At 60.3% G+C, this 14,177-nt stretch carries 14 protein-coding genes; 3 read left to right on the forward strand and 11 right to left on the reverse strand.

The features are described 5' to 3' along the window. Positions 1-3 precede the first annotated feature (3 nt). From CRO59_RS04055 to CRO59_RS04065, 3 genes are all read right to left on the reverse strand, one after another. Positions 4-1,719 carry a proline--tRNA ligase gene (locus CRO59_RS04055; RefSeq protein ID WP_041070725.1) on the reverse strand — a complete coding sequence of 572 codons (1,716 nt, stop codon included), beginning with the start codon at positions 1,717-1,719 and terminating at the stop codon, positions 4-6. A gap of 129 nt (positions 1,720-1,848) precedes the next feature. Continuing rightward, positions 1,849-3,408 (reverse strand): AmpG family muropeptide MFS transporter, encoded by a 1,560-nt coding sequence (locus tag CRO59_RS04060; RefSeq protein ID WP_097086529.1) that lies wholly within the window; start codon positions 3,406-3,408, stop codon positions 1,849-1,851. 43 nt (positions 3,409-3,451) lie between these two features. Further along, positions 3,452-3,805, reverse strand: a complete 354-nt coding sequence (locus CRO59_RS04065) for an MGMT family protein (protein ID WP_097086531.1) — start codon at positions 3,803-3,805, stop codon at positions 3,452-3,454. Between the two features lie 165 nt (positions 3,806-3,970). Here CRO59_RS04065 and CRO59_RS04070 point away from each other — a divergent pair, with 165 nt between their 5' ends. Beyond that, a complete protein-coding gene (locus CRO59_RS04070) occupies positions 3,971-4,978 on the forward strand; it encodes a DUF481 domain-containing protein (RefSeq protein ID WP_027614345.1) in 1,008 nt (335 codons plus the stop codon). A 115-nt stretch (positions 4,979-5,093) separates the two neighbouring features. Here CRO59_RS04070 and CRO59_RS04075 read toward each other — a convergent pair whose 3' ends face one another. Further along, the gene (locus CRO59_RS04075; protein WP_002554837.1) at positions 5,094-5,303 is read right to left on the reverse strand and encodes a cold-shock protein; all 210 of its coding nucleotides are present in this window, start codon (positions 5,301-5,303) and stop codon (positions 5,094-5,096) included. A 353-nt stretch (positions 5,304-5,656) separates the two neighbouring features. On the opposite strand from CRO59_RS04075, the gene dcd reads away from it, so the two are divergent. Both dcd and CRO59_RS04085 read left to right on the forward strand, forming a co-directional pair. Then, complete coding sequence (gene dcd, locus CRO59_RS04080) at positions 5,657-6,223, forward strand: dCTP deaminase (RefSeq protein ID WP_003222308.1); 567 nt, start codon at positions 5,657-5,659, stop codon at positions 6,221-6,223. Between the two features lie 102 nt (positions 6,224-6,325). Beyond that, complete coding sequence (locus CRO59_RS04085; protein ID WP_027614346.1) at positions 6,326-6,535, forward strand: hypothetical protein; 210 nt, start codon at positions 6,326-6,328, stop codon at positions 6,533-6,535. Positions 6,536-6,581: 46 nt separating this feature from the next. On the opposite strand, the gene pdeM is transcribed toward CRO59_RS04085, so the two are convergent. The 7 genes from pdeM to CRO59_RS04120 all read right to left on the reverse strand — a co-directional run bounded on the left by pdeM (position 6,582) and on the right by CRO59_RS04120 (position 14,100). Continuing rightward, positions 6,582-7,238, reverse strand: coding sequence for a ligase-associated DNA damage response endonuclease PdeM (pdeM, locus tag CRO59_RS04090; protein ID WP_097086534.1), 657 nt, complete (start codon positions 7,236-7,238; stop codon positions 6,582-6,584). After that, complete coding sequence (locus CRO59_RS04095; RefSeq protein ID WP_097086536.1) at positions 7,235-9,724, reverse strand: ligase-associated DNA damage response DEXH box helicase; 2,490 nt, start codon at positions 9,722-9,724, stop codon at positions 7,235-7,237. Before CRO59_RS04095 ends, pdeM begins: the two co-directional genes overlap by 4 nt. 192 nt (positions 9,725-9,916) lie before the next feature. Then, positions 9,917-10,681: an ABC transporter ATP-binding protein gene (locus tag CRO59_RS04100; protein WP_003222314.1), complete on the reverse strand. Its 765-nt coding sequence runs from the start codon at positions 10,679-10,681 to the stop codon at positions 9,917-9,919. A 13-nt stretch (positions 10,682-10,694) separates the two neighbouring features. Continuing rightward, a complete protein-coding gene (locus tag CRO59_RS04105; protein WP_097086538.1) occupies positions 10,695-11,813 on the reverse strand; it encodes a succinylglutamate desuccinylase/aspartoacylase family protein in 1,119 nt (372 codons plus the stop codon). 11 nt (positions 11,814-11,824) lie between these two features. Then, entirely contained in the window at positions 11,825-12,535 is a 711-nt protein-coding gene (locus CRO59_RS04110) for an ABC transporter permease (RefSeq protein ID WP_097086541.1), read from the reverse strand. Then, a complete protein-coding gene (locus CRO59_RS04115) occupies positions 12,532-13,260 on the reverse strand; it encodes an ABC transporter permease (RefSeq protein WP_003222319.1) in 729 nt (242 codons plus the stop codon). Before CRO59_RS04115 ends, CRO59_RS04110 begins: the two co-directional genes overlap by 4 nt. Before the next feature lie 57 nt (positions 13,261-13,317). Beyond that, on the reverse strand, positions 13,318-14,100 hold the full coding sequence (locus CRO59_RS04120; RefSeq protein ID WP_003222321.1) for a transporter substrate-binding domain-containing protein: 783 nt from the start codon (positions 14,098-14,100) through the stop codon (positions 13,318-13,320). Positions 14,101-14,177: the final 77 nt, after the last annotated feature.

Consider the following 14,177-nt stretch of genomic DNA (forward strand, 5'->3'; position numbering starts at 1 on the left):
GATTCAGCGGCGGATACGGGCCTGAAGGAAGGACAGCACATCGGCAACCGGCAGCGCTTGCGCTTCGGCCTCGGTGCGACTCTTGTATTCCAGGTTGCCTTCGGCGAGGCCGCGGTCGCTGACCACGATCCGGTGAGGAATGCCGATCAGCTCCATGTCCGCGAACTTGATGCCCGGGCTGGTTTTCTTGTCGCGATCGTCCAGCAACACTTCGAAACCGGCCGCCGTCAGTTCTGCGTACAGCTTGTCAGTGGCTTCGCGCACCTGCTCGGTTTCATAACGCAGCGGTACCAGAGCGATCTGGAACGGCGCCAGGGTGTCGCTCCAGATGATGCCTTTGTCGTCGTTGTTCTGCTCGATGGCGGCAGCGACCACGCGGGATACGCCGATACCGTAGCAACCCATTTCCAGGGTGACCGGCTTGCCGTTCTCGCCCAGTACTTCGCACTTCATTGCCTTGCTGTACTTGTTGCCCAACTGGAAGATGTGCCCGACTTCGATGCCGCGCTTGATTTCCAGGGTGCCTTTGCCGTCCGGGCTTGGGTCACCGGCCACGACGTTACGCAGGTCGGCAACGGTTGGAACCGGCAGATCGCGTTCCCAGTTCACGCCGAAGTAGTGCTTGTCGTCGATGTTCGCGCCGATACCGAAGTCGCTCATCAGCTCGACCGAGCGGTCGATGATGATTGGCAGTGGCAGGTTCAGCGGGCCGAGCGAACCGGCGCCGGCGCCAATGGCGTCACGCAGCTCGGCATCGGAAGCCATGACCAGCGGGCTGGCCACGCCTGGCTGGTTGGCAGCCTTGATTTCGTTCAGCTCGTGGTCGCCACGGATGATCAGGGCAATCAGCTTGCCTGGCTCTTCGGCATGGACGATCAGGGTCTTGATGGTCTTTTCAATCGGCAGATTGAATTTTTCCACCAGCGCGGCAATGGTCTTGGTGTCTGGAGTGTCGACCAGGCGCAGCTCTTCGGCCGGCGCTGGACGCGAGGTTTCGCGTGGCACGGCTTCGGCTTTCTCGATGTTCGCCGCGTAGTCGGAACCATTGCTGAAGACGATGTCGTCTTCGCCGGACTCGGCCAGTACGTGGAACTCGTGGGAGCCAGCGCCACCGATCGAGCCGTTGTCGGCTTCAACCGGACGGAATTTCAGGCCCAGACGGGTGAACACGTTGCAGTACGCCTGATGCATGCGGTCGTAGGTGACCTGCAGCGACGCCTGATCGGCGTGGAACGAGTAGGCGTCCTTCATGATGAATTCGCGGCCGCGCATCAAACCGAAGCGTGGGCGGATTTCGTCACGGAATTTGGTCTGGATCTGGTACAGGTTGATTGGCAGCTGTTTGTAGCTGCTCAACTCGTTGCGCATCAGATCGGTGATCACTTCTTCGTGGGTCGGGCCCGCGCAGAAGTCGCGACCGTGGCGGTCTTTGATGCGCAGCAGCTCAGGGCCGTATTCTTCCCAGCGCCCCGATTCCTGCCACAGCTCGGCCGGTTGGGTGCTCGGCATCAACACTTCAAGAGAACCGGCAGCGTTCATTTCTTCGCGAACGATGGCTTCAACCTTGCGCATTACCCGCAAGCCCATTGGCAGCCAGGTGTACAGGCCCGAAGCAAGTTTGCGGATCATGCCGGCGCGCAGCATCAGCTGGTGGCTGACGACGACCGCATCGGAAGGCGTTTCTTTCTGTGTGGCGAGCAAAAATTGACTGGTGCGCATGGTTGGCCGTTGTCGGTTGCTATGACTGGAAATGACGGAGCAGTGTACCGGCGAGATTTGCCGACGTACAGGATTGCGCTCGGCGGTGAGGCTCAACGGCGGGAATCCTCCCGCCGTTGCTGAAATGTCCTACGACTCCTCGACGACGGAGGTTGGTGCAGGCTTTGGCGTTGGCGTCGGGCCCGCACGGCGATTTTCCTGGAACCAGTGCAGGGCGATCAGCAGCAGTGTCGGCACGCCGAGCAGCGCCGTGATCATGAAGAAGCTGTGGTAGCCGAACTTCTCGACCATCACTCCGGAGTAACCACCCATCAGGCGTGGCAGCAACAGCATGATCGAACTGAGCAGGGCGTACTGGGTGGCCGAAAACTTGAGGTTGGTCAGGCTCGACAGATAGGCGACGAACGCCGAGGTCGCAAGCCCGGAACTGAAGTTGTCGAGCGAAATGGTGACCACCAGCATCTTCAGGTTCGGCCCCATATCGGCGAGCATCACGAACAGCAAGTTGGTCGCCGCCGACGCCGCGCCACCGATGAACAGGATCGGCAGGATGCCGAAGCGCACGATCAGCAGGCCGCCCATCCCGGCGCCGACCAGGGTCATGATCAGGCCAAAGATCTTGCTGACGCTGGCGATCTGGTCTTTGGTGAAGCCCTGATCGATATAGAACACGTTGGCCATTACGCCCATCACCGTGTCGGACATCCGGTAGGTGGCGATCAGTCCGAGCAACAACAACGCCTGCCAGCGGTAGCGCAGGATGAAATCGTTGACCGGGGTCAGCACCGGCGCCAGGCCGCGACGGCCCATGGTCGACAGGCACAGGCCGGTGAGCAGGGTATAGAGGATCGCGCGCAGGAAAGCGCGGTCTTCGAGCAGCAGGTCGAGCGGACTCATCTGGCCGAACAATACGCTGGCGAAATCGGTGTTGTAGAGCTGGGTGAACATCGCCGGAACCGACACCAGCAACACGATCAGTACGAATACCGAGGCCAGTTGATGCGCGAAGCTGTAGCGGCCGGCCTGCAGCTGCGTGCGCAGTGGCACTGGCGGCTCGCGCATCAGCAGCGAAGTCAGCAGGGCAGGCACCATCAACACGCCGAACAGCGCGTAGGTGCCGGTCCAGGCCGAATGTTGATAGTTGAAGCCGGTGGAGCCGAAGCCTTCGGCGAAGAACAGTGCGCCCGCGGTGGCCAGCAGGGCGGCGACGCGATAGCCGGACATGTAACTGGCGGCCAGCGCGGCCTGGCGGCTGTCGTCGGCGATTTCCAGGCGATAGGCGTCTACCGCAATGTCCTGGGTGGCGGAAGCGAAAGCGACGATAACGGCAATGGCGATCAGCCAGGACAGGTGTTTCTGTGGATCACAGAAGCCCATGCCGATCAGGCCCAGAATCACCAGCGTCTGCGAGAGCACCAGCCACGAACGGCGGCGGCCCAGCTTGCCCAATAAAGGCAGGCGCCATTGGTCGAGCAGCGGTGACCAGACCCATTTGAAGGCGTACGCCAGACCGATCAGGCTGGCGTAGCCGATGGTTTCACGGGCAACGCCGGCCTCACGCAGCCAGACGGAAAGCGTCGAAAACACCAGCATGTACGGCAGGCCGGCAGCAAAACCGAGCAACAACAGTACGAGCGTCGAGGGACTGGCATAGGCGGCGAGCGCGGCGCGCCAGGTTTTACGGGGCATGGGCTGAAGTCTGCCTCAAGATTGCGAAAACAAAGCGCGCACTCTAACCGCTGTGCTCTACCGGACGCCAGCCGTGGCGCTGAATATCCACACGATTGTTCAGGACGGTGACGCCTTCAGAACGCAATCGTGCCCGTTGTTCGTCCCCCGAAGGGCTGCCCGGCGGCAGGCTGATCCGACCGCCGGCACCCAATACCCGGTGCCACGGCAGTTTGGTATCGCCGGGCAATTGGCTCAGGGTCCGACCGACCCAGCGGGCGGCGCGCCCCAACCCTGCGAGTTCAGCTAACTGACCATAGCTGACCACCTTGCCCTCAGGCACTTGGGCAAGGGTGGAATAAAGCGCCGTGCGTCGGATTTGCGCTTGGCTTTCCTCGGGATGATTCGGCTCTTTCACCTGCGCGGTTCCTGAACAATAGTCGTATCGATGGGCTCAAGCGTAATCGCTCGTTGGCCAGATGAGAAATGAACTCAATGGAAATCGCTCGGTCAGTCCTTGTCAGGGTCTTATTCCTACGGATAATGCCGACCTTTTTCGCAAACTTGAGCCCTCGATCCGCTTATGTTGTCCAGAACCTTGCTGTGCCTTGCTGTTTTCAGTGCCTCCACGCCGCTGCTTGCCGATACCGTCTGGTTAAAGAACGGTGACAAGCTGAGCGGTAAGATCTCCGTTTTCGATGGCGGCAAATTGCTGATTCAGACCCAGTATGCGGGTGCGGTCAGCATCGACTGGAAAGAGGTCAAGACCCTGCAAAGCGATCAGGAACTGCTGGTCAAACAGGACGCCTACAATGGTGAAAAAGCCAAGTCGCTGACCGCTGCCGATGACGGCAAGGTCACCCTGGCCAACGGCGAGGCGCCGAAGACCGTCGAGCTGGCGAGCATTCAGCAGATTCTCAAACCCAAACCGGTGGTCGAGGATCTGGTATGGAAAGGCAATATAGGCCTGGCGATGGATTATCAACGGGCGGAAAAGGACACCGACGATTACGACATCGACTTCAAGACCACCGCGCGTCATGGCCGCTGGCGGCACACCGCCGAGGGCGAATACAACCGCGAAGTGCAGGACGAGCAGGTCACCACCAATAACTGGCGCGCCGAATACGCACTTGACCGCTTCCTCACCGACAAATGGTTCTGGCAGGGCCGTCTGAACTACAAGCGCGACTACGTTGAAGAGCTGTCGCGTCAGCGTGTGGTCGGTACCGGTCCGGGTTACCAGTTCTGGGACGACGAGCTGGGCGCGTTCTCGCTCGGTTCGCTGCTCAACCGCACCGATTACGAGTACAGCGATGGCGGCAAGGATAACTTCTATTCGGTCGCCATGAAGTGGGATTACAACCGTTACCTGATCGGCAAAAAAGTCGAGTTCTTCACCAATGGCGAACTGGGAAAGCCGCTGTCTGACGTAGCCAACTATGCGCTCGATGCCGAGATGGGCTTGCGCTACAAGGTCACCGACTGGGCCTCGCTCAACCTCAAGGCCGAACGCGACATCATCAGTGGTACCAAGGATGCGGACTTGAACAAAACCCGCTACACCGCAGGGTTTGGCGTGGCCTGGTAAGGCAAGTCGAAAAAAAAGCAGCCGTGAGGGCTGCTTTTTTGTGGCCGTTAAAAAACACACGCCCACAAAAAAGCCCCGCTTTGAGGGCGGGGCTCTTTTCTAAAGAAGCTACAAGTTAGATAACTTGTACTTCTTCAGCTTGCATGCCTTTCTGACCGCGGGTAGCGATGAAAGAAACCTGTTGGCCTTCTTTCAGGCTTTTGAAGCCGTCGGATTGGATAGCTTTGAAGTGAACGAACAGGTCGTCACCGGATTGTGGAGTGATGAAGCCGAAGCCTTTTTCATCGTTGAACCACTTAACGGTACCGGTTTGGCGATTAGACATGGTGTAACTCCTTGAACAAAGATAACTGCGACTCAGGAAGAACCCTGGCCGAGACTGAGTGCAAAGAGCAGGAAAAATTCTTGTAGATGGTTGGATCGAAATTCAACATATCGTGTAGAGATTCTCAGTGACACAAGCAACACAGTGGCGCCACCTTAACCCTTTTTCCGGAACGTGCCAATGTTTCTTGCGAAGGTTTCTCTGTTTTAGGGATCGACGGTGTGACGGTTCGTCGCCAGGGCCTGTATTTCCAGGGTGTTCGGCGAGAATTGCAGCGCGGACTTTGAACCCGGCGGCGCGCCCGGTAAGATGCCGGACAGATTTTTTCCACCTCGCTATTCAGGACACCCGCCATGAGCATCAAATCGGACAAGTGGATTCGCCGCATGGCGCAGGAACACGGCATGATCGAGCCCTTCGTCGAGCGCCAGGTGCGCGGCAGCGACGACAGCCGTGTGATTTCCTACGGTGTGTCGAGCTACGGCTACGATGTGCGCTGCACCAACCATTTCAAGGTGTTCACCAACATCAATTCGGCGATCGTCGATCCGAAGAACTTCGATGCCGGCAGCTTTGTCGACATCCACAGCGACGTCTGCATCATCCCGCCGAACTCCTTCGCCCTGGCCAGCACCGTCGAATACTTCCGCATTCCGCGCAACGTATTGACCATCTGCCTGGGTAAAAGCACCTACGCGCGCTGCGGTATCATCGTTAACGTCACCCCGCTCGAGCCTGAGTGGGAAGGCCACGTGACCCTGGAATTCTCCAACACCACCAACCTGCCGGCGAAAATCTACGCCAACGAGGGCGTGGCGCAGATGCTGTTCCTCGAATCCGACGAGCAATGCGAAGTTTCGTACAAGGATCGCGGCGGCAAATATCAGGGCCAGCGTGGCGTGACCCTGCCGCGTACCTGATCCATCCGGCAGTTCGCGGGAATTCTTTGGCGGGCAGACACTCTATGGGGTGTACTGCCCGTTTTTGCTTCTGGCAAAGCGGGCCTTCGCCGAGGAGGTTGCATGAAGATCGATCCGCATATCACCGCCCAACTGGCAAGGCTTGAGCCCAATCAGGTTGGCGTTTTGGCCTGGTCATTGTTGGCACACCCGGCTTTCCATATGGCAGGCGGCATTCCCGGTCAGCCTGATCCCGACACCCCTAACGAACAACCGACCGAACCCGGCGAGCCGACGCTGCCGGACGAGCCGCCACCCGCGCCAGTGGCCTGAGTCGCTACTCCATGAATGGCCAGTCGGCTGAGGTTTGCCCAAGACCTCAACTGACGGGCCATATTTCGTTGTCGCCGATGACGAAAATCCTGCACTGAGCGTCTTTCTCGACCTGATAACCACCGGTAAAGGCACCAAAGGCCGGCAGCAGGCTCAATCGCTCACCCAGTCGAAAACATGCCAGCCGCAAACGCTGCCGCCCCTTGCCGTTGAGCCGATAGACCGGATGCACATGCCCGGCCAGCACGTGTCGTTCGGGATGCGGGTCGGGTTCGTGTTGCAGGGCAAACGGCCCGAGCAGCAGGGGCTCCGGAACCACGCGGATATTCAGCGCCGCCGGTGGATCGCCGGCACGTTTGTCGTGGTTGCCGCGAATCAGCGTCATCGGCAGATCCGCGTGCCGTGCACGCCATTCGGCCAGTGCATTCAGCGTGCCCGCCGCATGCGAACCGGGGCCGTGCAGAAAGTCACCGAGGAAAATCAATTGCCGACAGGGCAGTCTGGCCAGCAAGCGGTCGAGCACTTCGATATTCGCCGTCGTGGTGCCTTGTGGTACCGGCTGGCCGAGGCTGCGATAGGCCGCGGCCTTGCCGAAATGCACATCGGCGATCAGCAGTGCTTGCTGCGCCGGCCAGTACAGGGCCTTTTCCGGCAGCAGCCAGAGTTCTTCACCAGCCAGGCGCACGGGATACGCTGCACTCATGAGGCTTGACCCTTGTCGGCGGATTTCTCCAGATCGCCGACCATGCGCCGGATGCGGTCAGCGAGTTTTTCCGAACTCATGCTTTCGCGCATGCGCTCCACCAGCAACGGAAAGCCTAGCGGTGTAGGACGTTTGATCAGGTGCATGTCCAGTTTCATCCGGTTGATCCGCTCCAATGTCTGTTCCAGACGACGAATATCCAGTTCTTCGCGCAGGACTTCTTCCCCGGCCTGGGCCAGCAGCAGGTTGTCGGCGTCGTACTGCTTGAACACCTCGAAGAACAATCCGCTGGAGGCCTGTACCTGTCGGGTACTTTTCGGCGCGCCGGGATAGCCGGCGAACACCAGCCCGGCGATCCGCGCGATCTCGCGAAAGCGCCGCAACGCCAACTCCCCGGCATTGAGGCTGGCCAGCACGTCGCGCAGCAGATGCTCGGGGCTGAGCAGCGCCGTATCGAGTTGCTCGAACCAATCGACCGGCGTGGCGCTGAGCAACTCCAGCCCGTAATCATTCACCGCAATCGAGAACGTCAGCGGCTGGCGCTGACTCACGCGCCACGCCAACAGGCTGGCGAGCCCCAGATGCACCTGGCGCCCGGCAAACGGATAAAGGAAAAGGTGCCAGCCTTCCCGGGATTTCAGCGCTTCGGCCAACAGACTGTCGGAGGTGGGCAGACCCGACCAGCGCGCCTGGGTTTGCAGCAACGGTTGCAGCGCCTGCATTTCCGGGCCGACGAACTCACCGCGCGCTGCCGCCGTGAAGCGGCTGACCACAGCGGCGGCCAATTCGTTGGAAAGCGGCATCCGCCCGCCATTCCAGCGCGGCACGGCGGCTTTTTTCGCGGTGCTGCGTTTGACGTACGCGGTCATGTTTTCCACCCGCACCAACTCCAGCAGGCGCCCGGCAAAGAGAAAGCCATCGCCCGGTTTCAGCCGCGCGATAAAACCTTCCTCGACACTGCCTAACTGCTTGCCGCCGCCACCCTTGCTCCAGAATTTCAGATTAATGCTCGCGTCGCTGACGATGGTGCCGATGCTCATGCGATGACGGCGCGCCAATCGCGCATCGGGCACGCGCCAGACACCGTGTTCATCCGGTTCGACCCGGCGGTAATCCGGATAGGCCGTCAGAGAAAGCCCGCCGTGACGTACGAAAGCCAGCGCCCAGGCCCAATCTGCCCGTGTCAGATCACGATAAGCCCAGGCACCACGCACTTCTTCGTACAGCTCTTCGGGAATAAAGCCACCGCCCAGCGCCATGCTGACCAGATGCTGCACCAGCACATCCAGCGGTTTGTGCGGCGACAGACGCGGTTCGATGAGTCGTTGCTCCACCGCGTCACCTGCGGCGGCGGCTTCGATCAGTTCCAGGCTGTGGGTCGGCACCAGCGTTACTCGTGAGGTGCGCCCCGGCGCGTGACCGGAGCGCCCGGCGCGTTGCATCAGCCGCGCTACGCCTTTGGCCGAGCCGATTTGCAGCACCCGTTCCACCGGTAAAAAGTCCACGCCCAGATCCAGACTCGAGGTACAGACCACGGCTTTCAAATTCCCGTCCTTCAACGCTTGCTCGACCCAGTCGCGGGTCTCGCGGGACAGCGAGCTGTGGTGCAACGCGATCAGCCCGGCCCAGTCCGGCCGCGCTTCGAGCAATGCCTGATACCAGATTTCCGACTGCGCCCGGGTGTTGGTGAACACCAGGCTACTGGCGCAGGCGTCCAGTTCGGCGACCACCTGCGGCAGCATCTTCAGACCGATGTGCCCGGCCCACGGAAACCGCTCGATGGCCGGTGGGATCAAGGTGTCGACCTTGAGTGATTTTTCGCTCTGGCCCTGCACGCTGATCCCGCCGCCCTGTGGGATCAGCACCTGTTCGGCGTGGGCTTGATTGCCGAGGGTGGCGGACACGCCCCAGACGATCAGTTCGGGTTGCCAATGGCGCAGACGGGCGAGGGCCAGTTGCAGTTGTACGCCGCGTTTGTTGCCGAGCAGTTCGTGCCATTCATCGACAACGATCATCCGCAGGCTCGACAACGCAGTCCTGGCATCGGCACGGGCGAGCAGCAGGGTCAGGCTTTCCGGGGTGGTGATCAGCGTGGTCGGCAGGCGTCGGCCCTGTCGCGCGCGTTCGGCGCTGCTGGTGTCGCCGGTGCGCAGACCGATGCTCCACGGAATCTGCAAATCGCTGACCGGCGTTTGCAAGGCGCGTGCGGTGTCGGCGGCGAGGGCACGCATCGGCGTGATCCACAGCACGGTCAGTGGTTCGGCTGGTGCTTTGCGTTTTTTGCTGTCTGCAACGCTGGGTTTGATGCGGGCGAAGCGGTTGAGCGCGGCGAACCACACCGCATAGGTTTTACCGGCGCCGGTGCTGGCGTGGAGCAACCCCGACTGACCTTGTTTGACGGCGGCCCACACCTGCTTTTGAAAGGCGAACGGCTTCCAGTTGCGTGCGCTGAACCAGAGTTTTGCGAAGTCGGTGGAGGTGGGCATACCGGCGGCGTGCGCTCTGAAAGTGTTCCTTCAGTGACCGCGCCGTTGCGGGACAAGTTTAATTTTGTGCGATTACCTACACCATTGTGGGAGCGGGCTTGCTCGCGAAAGCGGTGTGCCAGTTAGAACAGTTTTGACTGACACACCGCTTTCGCGAGCAAGCCCGCTCCCACAGGTTTTTATCTGCGTCTGTTACTTGAGGTTCCCGCTGAGGAACTGCTTCAGCCGTTCGCTCTTCGGATTGCCCAGCACATCTTCCGGCGCGCCTTCTTCTTCCACCAGCCCTTGATGCAGGAACAACACCTGGCTGGAGACCTTGCGGGCGAAGCTCATTTCATGGGTCACCATGATCATCGTCCGACCTTCTTCAGCCAGACCCTGAATCACCCGCAACACCTCACCCACCAACTCCGGGTCGAGTGCCGAGGTCGGTTCGTCGAACAGCATCACTTCCGGCTCCATCGCCAGCGCCCGGGCAATTGCCACCCGCTGTTGCTGGCCGCCGGAGAGAAACGCCGGGTACTGATCGGCAACCCGCGCCGGCAGGCCCACTTTATCCAGATAACGGCGGGCGCGGTCTTCAGCTTCCTGCTTGCTGCAACCCAGCACCCGGCGCGGGGCCATGGTGATGTTTTCCAGCACGGTCATGTGGCTCCACAGGTTGAAGTGCTGGAACACCATGGCCAGTCGCGTGCGCAGGCGTTGCAGTTCATTCGGGTCGGCGACGTGCATGCCGTGGCGGTCGGTGACCATGCGGATCGCTTGGCCATCGAGGCTCATGGCGCCGTCGTTGGGTTGTTCGAGGAAGTTGATGCAGCGCAAAAAGGTGCTTTTACCCGAGCCGCTGGCGCCGATCAGGCTGATCACGTCGCCGGTTTTGGCCTTGAGCGAAACGCCTTTGAGTACCTGATGGTCGCCATAGCTTTTGTGCAGACCTTCAACAGTCAATTTGTACATGGGACAGACATCCTCAAGGCGAAAGTAGGTAGCCGCTGCGATAGGCTTCGGCGCCCGCCACGTGGGCGATCACCATGCCGGCAGTAGCCATGCGCCGCAGCGAGCGGGCGTACAGCAGGCCGGCGGCAGTGCAATGAATGGGGGTGACCCGGTCGTGGATCGGGTCGATGATTTCGGCAATCTGTTGCCCGGCTTGCAGGTATTGCCCGGCCGTAGCGGTGTACACCAGCAAGCCGCCCACCGGCGTGGTCACCGGTTCGACGCCGGCCAGCGGTGTGGCGGGGAACGGCAGGGGCGGCTGCGGCTTGGTCTCGCCGACGATTGCGTCGAACTGGATCAGGTAATCGATCAAGGCCTGGCAGTCACGACTGGCCATTGGGTGATTGACGTCACCCTGGCCGCGCAATTCCACGGTCACCGAAAAGCTGCCCAGCGGAATCTCGAAGTGTTCGCCAAAGCGCTCCTGCAGTTGCCACCACAACAGGGTGAAGCATTCGTCGAATGACTGGCCGCCGGAATCGGTGGCCAGCAGACTGGCCTGAGCTTCGATGTAACGCGCCAGCGGCTCGACCTGCGGCCACGCTTCGGGCGTGGTGTAGAGATGAACCACGGATTCGAAATCGCAGTGCAGATCCAGCACCATGTCGGCATCGCACGCTAGCCGTTGCAAGGTCAGGCGCTGGGATTGCAGTTGTGTGCCGGGCGTTTGACGGGCGAGGGCGTTGCGCAGGCTGGCGCGGATCAGCTCAAGGTTACGCTGCGGGTCGTCGCCCAGTTTGCCCTCGATGTCGTTGCCGATTTCTTCGCTGAGGTCGACGAACCAGCGATTGAAATTCTGCCCGCTCTCCATCTCGTACCGGCCCAGCGGCACGTCCATCAGCACTTGTTCGAGGCCGACCGGGTTGGCCACCGGCACCAGCACAATCTGGCTGCGCAGGCGCCCGGCGGCTTCCAGCTCCGCCAGTCGCTGCTTGAGGTGCCAGGCCACGAGCATGCCGGGCATTTCGTCGGCATGCAGCGAGGACTGGATGTAGATCTTGCCTTGGGCCTGCTCCGGGCCGAAGTGGAAGCTGTGGATCTGTCGTGCGGTCCCCGGCACCGGGGCCAACAGGTCATGGATCTGGTGTCGCATTACAGGTTTTCCTAGTGGGTCGGCCCGAGGAATGCCAGCCATCGGCGTTCGGCGAGGCGGAACAGGCCGACCAGCGCGAAGGTAATGGTCAGGTAGATCAGCGCGGCGATGCCGAACGATTGAAAGGTCAGGTAGGTCGCCGAGTTGGCGTCCCGCGCAACTTTCAGGATGTCGGGGATGGTCGCGGTGAAGGCCACGGTGGTCGAGTGCAGCATCAGGATCACTTCGTTGCTGTAATACGGCAACGACCGGCGCAGCGCCGACGGCATGATCACGTAGGCGTACAGCTTCCAGCCGGTCAGGCCGTAGGCCTTGGCCGCTTCGACTTCGCCATGGTTCATGCTGCGGATCGCCCCGGCGAAAATCTCCGTGGTGTAGGCGCAGGTGTTGAGGGCGAACGCGAGGATCGTGCAGTTCATCGCATCGCGAAAGAAACTGTCGAGCAACGGCTGCGCGCGCACGGCGGCCAGGCTGTAGATCCCGGTGTAGCAGATCAGCAACTGGATGTAGAGCGGCGTGCCACGGAACAGGTAGGTGTAGAACTGCACCGGCCAGCGCACATAGAAATGCGAAGACACACGGGCGATCGACAACGGGATCGACACCAGAAAGCCAATGAAGATCGAGGCGCTGAGCAGCCACAGGGTCATCGCCAGACCGGTGATGTTGGTGCCGTCGGTATAAAGGAAGGGTTTCCAGTATTCCTGCAGGAGTTCGATCATCGTACGGCCTCCCGGGCACCGGCGGCGTAGCGACGCTCAAGCCAGCGCAGGATGACGTTGGATGCACTGGTGATCAGCAGATAGATCAAGGCGGCGAGTACCAGGAAGTAGAACAGTTGATAGGTGCTTTTACCGGCGTCCTGCGCGGCTTTGACCAGATCCGCCAGACCGATGATCGACACCAGTGCGGTGGCCTTGAGCATCACCATCCAGTTGTTGCCGATGCCCGGCAAGGCGAAGCGCATCATTTGCGGGAACACCACAAAGCGAAAACGCTGGCCACGTTTGAGACCGTAGGCGGTGGCCGCTTCGACCTGACCGCGTGGTACGGCGAGGATTGCCCCACGGAAGGTTTCGGTGAAATACGCGCCATAGATGAAGCCCAGGGTGATCACCCCGGCGGTAAAGGAGTCGATTTCGATGTAGTCCCACTCCATGACGTCGGTCAGGGCGGTCAGCCAGGTTTGCAGGCTGTAGAAAATCAGCAGCATCAGCACCAGATCCGGCACCCCGCGAATCAGCGTGGTGTAAAGCTGGGCAGGCAGGCGCAGCAGTTTGGATTTCGACAGTTTGGCACTGGCGCCCAAGAGACCGAGCAACACGGCCACCAGCAGCGATAACGCGGACAATTTGATGGTCATCCAGGTGCCTTCCAACAGCAACGGGCCGAAGCCCTTGAGGCTGAAGGCGGAGAGCCCCAGATTTTGTAAGAGGTTTTCGAACATAAATCAGCAACCTGAGCGGATGGAAAAGGCGCCCATCGACTGATGGGCGCCAGGGCATTATTTACCGCTGTACAGATTCAGATCGCCAAAGTGTTTCTTTTGAATCTCGGCGTATTTGCCGTCATCGTGTAACGCTTTGATACCTTTATCTAAAAGCGCCTTCAGCTCTTTGTTACCTTTCTTAATACCGACAGCGGTTTTGGCTGGCAGCAATTCGCTGTCGACCGGCTTGCTGACTTCGTAGTTGGCGCCATCCGGCGACTTCAAAAAGCCCAGTTCGGCTTGCAGCATGTCCTGGATCGAGGCGTCGAGACGGCCGTTTTTCAGGTCGGCGTAGACCTGATCCTGGTTGGCGTACGCCTGGATTTTCACCCCGGCCTTCTCCAGTACGGCCTTGGCGTAGGCTTCCTGGATGGTGCCTTGCTCGTAACCGACGGACTTGCCCTTGAGGGACGCGACGTCATCGCTCAGGCCGGAACCCTTCTTGAACACGTAGGAAGTCGGGCCGGAGAACAGCTCGCTGGAGAAGTCGATCGCCTTTTCACGGGCCGGGGTCACGGTCATCGACGAGATCACACCGTCGAATTTGTTGGCGTTGAGGCCCGGAATCATGCCGTCGAAGTCACTTTCAACCCATTTGCACTTGACCTTCAGCTCGGCGCAGATTGCGTTGCCCAGGTCGATGTCGAAGCCCACCAGGCTGCCGTCGGCCGCTTTCGACTCGAACGGTGCGTAGGAAGGATCAACGCCAAAACGCAGCTCTTTGTATTCCTTGGCCAGCGCGGAGCCGGCAGCCATGCACAACGCCAGTGCAGAAAGGGTCAGCAATGCTTTTTTCATTATTCAATCCCTAAGAACCAATATGAGCGCTTGTGGCGCAGAATTATTGTTACTGGAACGCGTACGACCTATAGAAA

The sequence above is a fragment of the Pseudomonas sp. LAMO17WK12:I5 genome (assembly GCF_900215165.1).
Classification (GTDB): domain Bacteria; phylum Pseudomonadota; class Gammaproteobacteria; order Pseudomonadales; family Pseudomonadaceae; genus Aquipseudomonas; species Aquipseudomonas putida_A.

Coding starts and splice junctions, on each gene's coding strand:
- CRO59_RS04110 (WP_097086541.1), bottom strand. CDS start 12,535: ATGATCGAACTCCTGCAGGAATACTGGAAACCCTTCCTTTATACCGAC.
- CRO59_RS04060 (WP_097086529.1), bottom strand. CDS start 3,408: ATGCCCCGTAAAACCTGGCGCGCCGCGCTCGCCGCCTATGCCAGTCCC.
- CRO59_RS04120 (WP_003222321.1), bottom strand. CDS start 14,100: ATGAAAAAAGCATTGCTGACCCTTTCTGCACTGGCGTTGTGCATGGCT.
- CRO59_RS04055 (WP_041070725.1), bottom strand. CDS start 1,719: ATGCGCACCAGTCAATTTTTGCTCGCCACACAGAAAGAAACGCCTTCC.
- CRO59_RS04105 (WP_097086538.1), bottom strand. CDS start 11,813: ATGCGACACCAGATCCATGACCTGTTGGCCCCGGTGCCGGGGACCGCA.
- CRO59_RS04070 (WP_027614345.1), top strand. CDS start 3,971: ATGTTGTCCAGAACCTTGCTGTGCCTTGCTGTTTTCAGTGCCTCCACG.
- pdeM (WP_097086534.1), bottom strand. CDS start 7,238: ATGAGTGCAGCGTATCCCGTGCGCCTGGCTGGTGAAGAACTCTGGCTG.
- CRO59_RS04115 (WP_003222319.1), bottom strand. CDS start 13,260: ATGTTCGAAAACCTCTTACAAAATCTGGGGCTCTCCGCCTTCAGCCTC.
- CRO59_RS04075 (WP_002554837.1), bottom strand. CDS start 5,303: ATGTCTAATCGCCAAACCGGTACCGTTAAGTGGTTCAACGATGAAAAA.
- CRO59_RS04100 (WP_003222314.1), bottom strand. CDS start 10,681: ATGTACAAATTGACTGTTGAAGGTCTGCACAAAAGCTATGGCGACCAT.
- CRO59_RS04095 (WP_097086536.1), bottom strand. CDS start 9,724: ATGCCCACCTCCACCGACTTCGCAAAACTCTGGTTCAGCGCACGCAAC.
- dcd (WP_003222308.1), top strand. CDS start 5,657: ATGAGCATCAAATCGGACAAGTGGATTCGCCGCATGGCGCAGGAACAC.
- CRO59_RS04085 (WP_027614346.1), top strand. CDS start 6,326: ATGAAGATCGATCCGCATATCACCGCCCAACTGGCAAGGCTTGAGCCC.